4 protein-coding genes and 1 pseudogene are annotated in these 10075 nt (G+C 52.1%); 1 reads left to right on the top strand and 4 read right to left on the bottom strand.

The features are described from left to right. Window positions 1-179: 179 nt before the first annotated feature. The 3 genes and pseudogenes from H6F50_RS06915 to H6F50_RS06905 form a co-directional block, all read right to left on the bottom strand. A complete protein-coding gene (locus H6F50_RS06915; protein ID WP_190427858.1) occupies window positions 180-1121 on the bottom strand; it encodes an NAD(P)-dependent oxidoreductase in 942 nt (313 codons plus the stop codon). A gap of 214 nt (window positions 1122-1335) precedes the next feature. Further along, window positions 1336-1686, bottom strand: a pseudogene (locus H6F50_RS06910) (alpha/beta fold hydrolase); the annotation flags it as partial. 98 nt (window positions 1687-1784) lie between these two features. Beyond that, window positions 1785-2036, bottom strand: a complete 252-nt coding sequence (locus H6F50_RS06905) for a DUF981 family protein (RefSeq protein WP_199292029.1) — start codon at window positions 2034-2036, stop codon at window positions 1785-1787. Window positions 2037-2099: 63 nt separating this feature from the next. On the opposite strand from H6F50_RS06905, the gene H6F50_RS06900 reads away from it, so the two are divergent. Further along, window positions 2100-3290 carry a histone deacetylase gene (locus tag H6F50_RS06900; protein WP_190427855.1) on the top strand — a complete coding sequence of 397 codons (1191 nt, stop codon included), beginning with the start codon at window positions 2100-2102 and terminating at the stop codon, window positions 3288-3290. 77 nt (window positions 3291-3367) lie between these two features. Here H6F50_RS06900 and H6F50_RS06895 read toward each other — a convergent pair whose 3' ends face one another. Continuing rightward, window positions 3368-9967, bottom strand: coding sequence for a translocation/assembly module TamB (locus H6F50_RS06895; protein WP_190427853.1), 6600 nt, complete (start codon window positions 9965-9967; stop codon window positions 3368-3370). Window positions 9968-10075: the final 108 nt, after the last annotated feature.

Below are 10075 nucleotides of genomic sequence, written 5' to 3'. Positions count from 1 at the left end.
ATATTCGGATTGACCCCAAGAATTTCTTGAATCAGCACAATCCCTGCACGAGGCTGAGTATCGGGTGCTGATAGATAGGCGTTAAAACTGCCGCCTGAAAAGGCTGGAATGGTTACATTTTGAGTTGTCATGATGCCTTCATTCTTCCTGATTACGATAGCCATCTGGATGCTAGAACGTTAACTGGCATCAGCCACGGCGCTGTCAACGATCCACTCCAACGATCGCGGCTGAAAATCCAGTTCGCGTTTTGCCTTGGCATTCGATACGCCTCGCATCTGAGTCTGGTAGTAAACAATGTCCGCACCACCATCCCTTTTCAGAGCATCCTCAACTGATACCTGTGGCGGTGGTGGAGCATTCAGCGATCGAGCAAACGCAGGGAGCCATTCGCGCACCGCTAAAGGGCGATCGTTCGCAATCAGATAAACACCAGGATTGCCCTGCTCTGCGGCTGCAACTGTGGCAATCGCTGCATCCTCAATGTGTAACCACGACCAAACACCTTCGCCATTTCCCACAATGGGGAACTGTTGCTGTCGTACCTGTTGTGCTACATCGCCATCGGGGTTGAACCAGGTGCCGGGTCCGTAGAAGAAACCATAGCGTAAAGCAATTCCTTCGAGATTGGATGTTTCCAATAAACGGTGTTCAATCTCAGTTACGAGGCGAGCATCGGCGGCAACGGCGGGGGAGGCATCAAGCGATAACGGTGTTTCCTCATCTGCCAATCCAGTACCGGGAATTCCCCAGAAGGCGACCGACTGTCTCAGGTAGCGGCGCACCCCTGCTGCCTGTGCAGCCGCCAGCACGTTGGCACCCCCTTCTAACCGAATGCGCGTATTCAGAGGCGCTGCTGCACTCATGGATTCACGACTGTAAGTCCTGGGTAGGGCGGTGAGTTGTTCAATCACCACTTCCGGTTGAGCGCGGGCGAGCGCCGCTTTAACTGAATCAGCGTCGAATACATCCGCGACCGCAGGCTCTATTCCCTCTGCCACTAATGACTGTGCCCTTTCCGGGGAGCGGGTTAGAGCTATAACATCGTGACCTCTGGCAAGTAATTGGTTGAGTAGCGGACGACCGATTGCTCCTGTTGCTCCGGCAACAAAAATCTTCATCTGTAAACCCTCTAAAACTTTGTTGACGTTGAGTATCTTTCTCGTTCAATCGTTTTCATTGCTTACTTCATAGCCTAAGAGAATCAACAAAAATCAAAGTAGTGTTTCTTTGTTTTCATTAGGCAGGGATGGGTTGAAGCCGTGACGCGAGAAATTGACGGATGTAGTTTGCGATCGCATCCCCATCTTCTTCCAGCGCAAAGTGCCCGGTGTCGCGCTCTGGAGCTTTAGCCGCAATCCGATAACCAATCGGAACACCATAATCCATTAAGTAAAGGCTATATTTCTTGAAAGCGATCGCAGCGATAAATTTCTCGACGATCTGTGCCAGATGATCGAATGTGTAATCAAACTCATCCACAGTTGGCATCGAACTGTTACTAAAACCCGGATAATCGGGAGCAACGAGATGGAAGCGATCGCTAAGCGCGGGCATCAGATTGCGGAACATATGAGATGAGGTTGGGAAGCCGTGCAACAGCAGAATCGTTGGATTATCGCGAGAACCAGCTTCTCGATAAAAGATATCTAAACCATCGATCGAAACGGTGCGATATGTAATCATCGGATTACTCCTTGTAAGTTTACTGGAGTCGTTTTACGGCAATTACTTTGGCATGGGTTGCCACGTCGAGAAGTTAGCAAGATGTGCCCAGTAGGAACTCAATCCAATAAACGCAAAATAAACGCAAAAATGAGGGCTGCCACAATTAACACAATGGCTCCAACAGTTCGTAAGAGCCGGTTTTCTTTGAAATAGAGAGTTGGTACAGCAAAAATTCCTCCTAAACCAACTAAGATATACCCAGTTCCTGCTGGCACAGCGATTGGTATGAGTCCCAGGTTGATGAAGCGCAAGCCAATGAGCAGCGATACAAGTCCTGCAAAAAATCCATAAATGCCATTTTCGGACAATGGGTAATGGATAAAAAGTCATTAGTTGTTACCTGAGGACTCATAACTAAGAACGAATAACTAATGACCAAGATGTTGCCAATTGCCCTAATTTATACGCCTGATTTTGCTATACACGATCCTGGTCAAATTAGGGTCGAAGGAAATAATTTATATCACCGGGTAGCAGGGCAAGATTTGCTTGACCCAGTTTACACGTTAGACCAAATTCAGTTTCCTTACCCAGTCGTTAGTCCGGTTCCCCACCCGGAATCCAGCAGTCGCCTGACAGCAGCAATGGCAGCGCTAAGAGATTTTGGGTTAAGCCAGCAGATGACTCTTCTTGAGCCAGAATCGGCAACGGAAGAGGATTTACAGGCGGTACACACATCGGAATACATTGCTCAAGTCCGGGCAATCAGTGCGGCTGGCGGGTATTTGGCTGAGTCTACCTATGTAAGCCCCGGCTCTTACAAAACCGCCTTGATTTCCGCTGGGGCAGGAATTAGCGCCCTTAAGGGCATTTTGTCCGGGCAGATTCAAAGCGCTTTGTGCTTAAACCGTCCGCCTGGACACCACGCCGGACGCGAAAAAGCGGGTGGTTTCTGCTTATTTAATAATGCAGCGATCGCAGCCAAGTATTGCTTAAAAAAAGAAAGTGTAGAGCGTGTTTTAATTCTGGATTGGGACTTGCATCACGGAGATGGTACCCAAAACATCGTACAGGACGACCCGCGCATCATTTTTTGCTCGCTCCACCAATTCGGCGCAGAGCTTTACCCGCAAACCGGCAATCTGGCGGATATTGGCGCACAAGGTAACATTATCAACCTGCCGCTACCCGCGAAGCTAGCAGATGATGAGTATTGGGCGTTGTTCCAGACCGTTGTACCTGCCCTGATTGCCCAGGCTAAACCCGACATCGTGATTGTATCGGCGGGGTTTGATGGACATTTGGATGATATCAATCATCTTTACCTGTACGATCCTGGTGCAGGCTTGTGCCTGAGTGCCCAACTTTACTACAACCTAACCCGTTTAGTCGCAGAAGCGATCGCTTCTGTGGGTGGGCATTACCTGCTGTTGTTAGAAGGTGGCTACGATGCCACGAATTTGGGCAACTGTCTAGTGAATACGTCTGCGGCGATGTTGGGTTTGCCGCTTGTCATTGAAGAAACCCTCCCTCAAAAAGAAACGGAGTCTTCTTTTAACTTGGAGGAATATATTGCCACACTCAACGCAGTACACCGAGGTCGTTGGCAATTCTCTCGATAGTCACTTCTCACCCCTGACTGCTCACCCCTGACATCTCTACCCCTCAGCCCTCAGTCCTCAGTCCTCAGTCCTTTTTTTCAGAAGCGCTTTTCATACTCCACCACTCCCCTGGTTTCCCCAGACAAATCGGTGCCACCTCGCAGCAGAATCTCATTATTGACTCGATAAGTGACACCAAACTCAGGAGGCTCATCAGCCGTCAAAATCTTCGATACAGAGGCAGAAAGCTTAGGAGTGACGGAAACCCCAACTTCTGCCGCCAAGCCCAACGTTGAAGTGCGGGACTTTTCATCCCTCACTACTGTGGGGAACAAGCGAAACTCGCTCAATCCCAACGCATCTCCCACCACATTTTGGAAAGGTGTCAACAGTGCCGAACCTGCCAAGTTTGCGAGTCCTAGCGTGGTATCTCCTCGACCCAGCGTTTCCACAAAGCCACCACCCAAAAGAGCGACAATTTCGCTCTCGCTGCGAGGCGGATTACTGGTCAGCTCCAGATTATCTGCCAATTGACTTGCCGAACCTGTGGCTCTGGCTTGAATGCGAACCGTTCGCAATGCCCCCAAATTGGTAGCGGGAACATCGCTAATTTCACTACTCACAATACCCGTGGCGGTTGTGTCAGCAATCCGGCTGCGGGTTACTTCGGAAACAGACGCGACCAGCCGAATATCTAGAACCGGGTCAAGTCCCTCACTGGGGGTAAACTCAGCCGTGTGTTCGTAGCCGCGTGCCAAGCGGAACTGAGTCGTAAATAGATTCACCTGACCCCTGGTTAGCCGAATCGTCCCCTTTGGCTGAGGTTCATCCAAAGTGCCATTGAGAGTAAAGCCACCAGTCGCCTGGAAACTCAGCAGTGGTGGGCGGGAGATTTCGACGCCTTTGTCTAAAGCCAGTTGCAGGTTATTAAATGTGGGAGTGAAGGGTTGCTCGTCAGAGGTTGGGGATGATGGGGTAGCGGTACCACCACCGGGTGAAGCCGTTCCGTTTGTGCCATCCCCTGCCGTCTCTCCTATCAGCACCCGACCATCGGCAAGTCGCACTTCACCACCAATTTGCGGATTGAGAGCCGAGCCAGTAATCTCCACGTTGCCGTTGACGCCGCCTGAGTATAACCCTTTCAAATTTACAGCGAGTTTTTCAAGGCTAACCGTGAGTTTATCCCCCGACTCTTGCCCCGTGCCTGAGATGGGGATGGCTCCGGAGGCGACCACTTCACCACCACTAAAGTCACCCCGGAAGTTTTCTACTTGGATGCGGTCAAAGTTAAATAAGACCCTACCGTTGACATCGGTGAGCGGTTCGGGCAAAGCTTGCGCCTTGATAGTGGCATCGTCAACAGTCGCAATCCCGTTAGCGACAAGCTGGTTTAATTTGCCCGTATTTGGATTCACCGTACCCTGAACGTTGAGTTGCACTTGTCCGGTACCATCCACCCAAGTGACAGCAGAACGCGAAAGCAGGTTTAACAGGGAAAGTCCCTCATTTTGAACGTTTAAATCCAGGCTGAGTTGGTTGTTATCGGGTGCAACGGAGGCAAAGGGCAACTGATAAAAGGGAATGCTGCCAGTGATTTGAGTCGTCGAGGGGATACTGGCGATTGGAGATGGGGTACGAGGAGTTGTTGCAGGTTGAGTATCGGGCGGAGTCTCCCCGGCTTCTGGGTTTGCCTGCTCCCCAGCTTCGGCAGTGGCGATGGTGCTGCTGAAGGTCAGACGCGCATTGGTGTATCGGAAACTGCCCCGCGCCGCTTGGACGGCGGTTTGGTTCAGGGTGGCATCGGTGAGAGCCAGTTCGCCGATGGCTTGGGGATTGTTGATGCTGCCTGCTAGGGTTGCGGTTCCATTGAGATTACCAGTGATATCGACTGGCAAATTGGCAAACTCTTGGAACGGAGCGACTGGGACATTTCTTAGGCGCAGCTGACCGCTTTGTTCGGTTCCGCCAAGAGTGCCAGTGAAGGCAAGCAGCGTTTCTTCAGATTCAATTCGTAAGGGCAGAAGGGTGAGGACGCCGTTTTGGAAGCTGCCTTTGACAATCACATTATCAGCAGTGTAGAGACGATTGGGTTGGTCGTCTCTGCCCCACTTCCAGTTATTGCCGCCAAAGTCAAAGTCGAGGTTAATGCCTTGTCTAGGGGAAGCTGCTACTTTGATTCCGCCGGAGAAATTGCCGGTGAGGTCTTTGAGTTCGGGAATGGGCGAAGCTTCCCGTTCCTCTTTCTGGGCGGCAAGGATGGCTTCTATTTCCGACAAGCGGCGCAGTTGAGCTTCCAGGGTCGCATTGGGTAGACCAACGGGTTGGGGTTTAACCTCAGCGGCGCTGGCATAGGTAGGAGGTTGTCCGCCTCTGGCGAGGTCTTGTAAATCAAAGATTTGCAGGAGGGGGAGGACGTTTTGGATTTTTCCTTGAGCCACTTTCAGCGAACCTTGCAGTTCTGGGCCGCTGGAGGTTTGAGTGACGCTACCGGCGAGGGCGTATAGACTTTCGCCTTGGCGGAACTCTCCCCCATCCAAGGTGGCGGTACCATCGGCATAGCGGAAACTGCCGATGGTCAGCAAATCGCCTTTAATGGTACCAAGCACGGGTTGAGCGATCGCTACATCATTCCCGGCAACATTAAAATTGGCGAGATTCAGGATAAAATCTCCAGAAAGTTTACCTTCGATGGGTTGGGATGCGATCGCTGGCGGTAAACTTGCTAAGGCATTCCGGGGAGCTAAATCTTTCAACAATTTCAGCGGAACGTTTTGTACATCCACCACCAATAAATCGCCGTCTCGGTTGCCTTGTGCCACTACCTCGTCACGCTTCACTAAAAAAGAGACGGGTTGATAGCTAGGCGACAACACCAGCGAAATCCGGTCTTGTTGATTGCCTGCCAGCTCAACGCTACTCGGCTGTCCGGGGACTAAATTGATTTGCCCGGTGAGAACGGGGTCGAACACTAAGTCATTGGCGGCAAAATCCTCGACGCGCAACTGTCCGGTTGCTCGGATAGCCGCCGGATTGACAGCACTCAGCGACCCAGAAGCATCAACGTTGCCACTCACCCGTCCTCGCAGCGCCGGAACCGGCACGGAATCGGGTAATGCTGCGGCAAGCTGTTCTAGATCAACATTGTTAGCAGAAATTAAACCCGCAAAGCGCCCGTCTTGGAGTTGGACATTTGAGGCGGTGAGGGTGCCATCCCCCACATTCAAACTTCCAGAAATCGTCCCGTTCAGGGTTGCCGGGGTGAAGGCAGCCAAACTGCCGGATAGGTTGAAGGAACTATTATTCAGCCGACCTTGAAATTGCGGGGGCAGCTGGGGAAATACTTTTGCCAACTGAACCCCATTCGCCTCGCCAGAAGCTTGCCAGCGACCGTTGCCGAACTGTACGTTGGCTGCACTGACGCTTCCCTCACCCAAGTTCAGATTTCCAGAAGCCGTGCCAGTAATCGTTTCGGGGCTGAAAGCGGCTAAGCTTCCGGATAGGTTAAAAGAACCATTATTCAGTTGCCCTTGGAATTGGGGCGATTGGGGAAACACCCTAGCAAGTTCGATATTGGACGCCTCACCAGACGCTTGCCAGCGACCGTTGCCAAACTGTACGTTGGCGGCACTGACGCTGCCTCCAGCCAAATTCAGGCTTCCAGAAGCCGTGCCGCTAAGAGTTTCTGGCGTAAAAGCCGCCAGACTTCCCGATACATTAAAAGAACCATTATTCAGCTGACCTTGGAATTGCGGTGGCAGTTCGGGAAATAGCGTTGCTAACTGAACCTCAGACGCTTGTCCGCGAGCTTGCCAGCGACCGTTGCCAAACTCTACATTGGCGGCACTGACGGTTCCCCCACCCACATTCAGGCTTCCAGAAGCAGTTCCGGTAACGGTTTGCGGGCTAAACGCCCCCAGACTCCCCGATACATTAAAAGAACTATTATTCAACCGACCTTGGAATTGCGGCGGCAGTTCGGGAAACACCCTTGCTAGTTGTACCCCAGAGGCTTGTCCGCGAGCTTGCCAGCGACCGTTGTTAAATTGGATATTCGAGGCGGTAACGGTGCCCCCGCCAAGATTCAGACGTCCAGAAGCTTCTCCGGTAATCGTTTCGGCGCTGACATTTTCCAGACTACCGGAGACGTTAAAGGAAGCATTATTCAGCTGACCTCGGAATTGCGGCGGAATTTGGGGCAACACCGTTGCCAACTGGACGCCAGAAGCTTGCCCAGAAGCTTGCCAGCGACCGTTGCCAAACTCCACGTTGGTGGCACTGACGCGACCACCGCCAACCTGAAGATTTCCTTGGGCAGTCCCGCTAATCGTTTCCGGGGTGAAAGCCGCCAAACTTCCTGACAGGTTGAAGGAACCATTATTGAGTCGCCCTTGGACGGGTAATTGGGGCAAAACCGTTGCTAATTGAATGGCAGACGCTTGTCCAGAAGCTTGCCAACGACCGTTGTTCAGCCGAACGTTTGAGGCATTGACGCTGCCCCCGCCAATATTCAGTTGAACCGATGCGGTGCCGCTAATGGTTTCGGGTTTAAAGGCAGCTAGACTTCCAGATAAGTTAAAAGAACCATTTGCGGTTTGATTTTGGAATTGCGGTGGCAGTTGCGGGGCTAGCTGCCTCAACTGGACAGCAGAAGCCTGCCCAGAAGCTTGCCAGCGCCCTGCATTCAGCGCAATTTTTGATGCCTTGACGGTGCCACCAGCAACCCGGACATTCGCTTGTGCGGTGCCGCGAATCGTTTCCGCTTGGAAAGAATTGACACTTCCCGCTAGATTAAACGCCCCATCTGCCTGGGCTGACTGCAACTGTGGCGGGAGTTCTGCCAAACGTGCTAGTTGAACATCATCGGCAACGCCTGCCACTTCCCAGCGACCCTCTGCCACCTGACCTTTGAGGTTGACGGTGCCTGCCCCGACCCTCAGAGTCGTGTTGCGAAAGTAGGTTTTGTCCTGAGTAACGATGACTTCTCCACTGCCTGGGTAGGTGGCTTGGGGTGCCTGAACTTGCACGACGGTCTGGAGGTTGCCGGTGGTGCCAAAAAGCTGTGCTTTGGCGGCTACGGTGCCGATTTGGATATTGCTCGGCTTGGCGTTGTAAATCTGGGCAACGGCATCCCCTGGAATGTCTTGACCGATGACATCGAATACCAATCCTCCTTTGTCGCCCATCTGAATGCGACCATTACCAGCCAGTCTGCCGCCAACGCTAGGCAAGGCACGGATGTTGGTAATGGTGAGGAGGGTATCGATCATCTGAAATTGACCGCTGATGCCGCGAAAGTTTACCTTATCTACGATTAGGGGCACTTTTTCGGTGGGCTGGAGGGTGGCGACGGTTCCTGAGAGGATCGGTTTTTCCAGCGCTCCTTTGAGCTGCACGTCAACGCGGACTTGTCCAGTTACGGGGAAGGGTGACTCTACTTTGAGAGTATTGAGGGCAGTCGCGATCGCGACCGATTTCACTTGGGCGGCAATGTTGTACCCACCCTTTTCTTCTTGGGTATCAATAACCCCATTGGCAACTGCGGGAACCTGACCGTAAAGAGCGCTGACATTCTCCAGCGCGATCGCATATCCGTTGAATCGCACGAGTCCGTTGGCATTGTTAAACGGTTGCGGCACCTCTGCAACCTGCGCTTTCACATTTTTGAGGATAGCTGTTCCCAGAAATGTGGCTCGCTCTTCATTTTGGAATCGGACTTCCAAGTTGCCATCCAACAGCCCTGCATACAAGTCTATTGGCAGCTTCGCTAAACGATCGACATCGACTGCACTCAGGTTCTGCCCTTGAACTTGCAGGTTGGTTTGTCCGGTTGGGGCGCGGTATTCACCAGAAAGTTTGAGGCTGCTTTGGATGGGCGCAGGTGTTGGATTGGCCTGCTGTTTTTGAGGGACACTTTTTGTCGGTGCCCCTAATTCGACCTGAGATTGAGCGCTGACATCAAAGCGAATCCGCTGGTTGTTATCGAAAAAGCGAGCCGTACCGCCTACCTGACGAAAAGCGACTGGTACCCCCCTCCTCTCTGCTCTAGGAAGCAGAGATTCCAGTCGTCTGGAGAGGGTGTCTTGAGTGTTACTGCGCGGGAGATTTTGAGAGGGCAGCGTTGCATCTACATTTCCTCTTGCTTCCTGGCTGCCTTTTTTCCTCTCTACAATTTTGGGCGTTGGTACCAGCACAACGTCTGCATTTTGAACCCGAACGCTTTGGATATCCGTCTTAATCGGCCCGCTCGGTTCTTCTGACTTCAGTTCCGTAGAAACCCAGCGCCCCTCTTTGTCTTGTTCAACGTAAATATCAGGGTTGACCAGGGTAATATCTAGCTCCAAAGTCCGCCTAAAGAGAAGCGCTAGTGGATCAAAAACCACGTCTACACCCTCTACCGAAGCGCGGTCGGGGTCAGTGGGCGTAACTGGTATCGAGGAGGCACCAAAGCGCAGATTGTTGATGGAAAAGCCTTCGACTTTCCCCAGCTGCACGGGTCGTTTCAGCGTTTGACTGAGATTTTCTTCAACAATTGGTGCTAACCGCTGATGGACAAAAATCCACGCCCACCAGACCCCGCCAATTGTGCCAAGCAACAGGATAATTCCCAGGCCAAGGCCGGTGCGGCTTAAGAGTACCCATAGACGCCGATTGGAACGGGTAGCTGCTGTTTCATTACCCGAATTTGGGGAGTTCTTCATAGAAAACTAGCAACGGCGGTAACGAGGGTGTCTTTAGACATGATTACAGGCTTCTACCGATGAATACTATCGGCTTGTCCTATGTTAAGTGTCAACTCTGCTCCTTAC

The organism is Coleofasciculus sp. FACHB-712, assembly GCF_014695635.1.
In the GTDB taxonomy this organism is placed as follows: domain Bacteria; phylum Cyanobacteriota; class Cyanobacteriia; order Cyanobacteriales; family FACHB-T130; genus FACHB-T130.
This window is presented reverse-complemented; position numbering and strand designations above follow the sequence as displayed.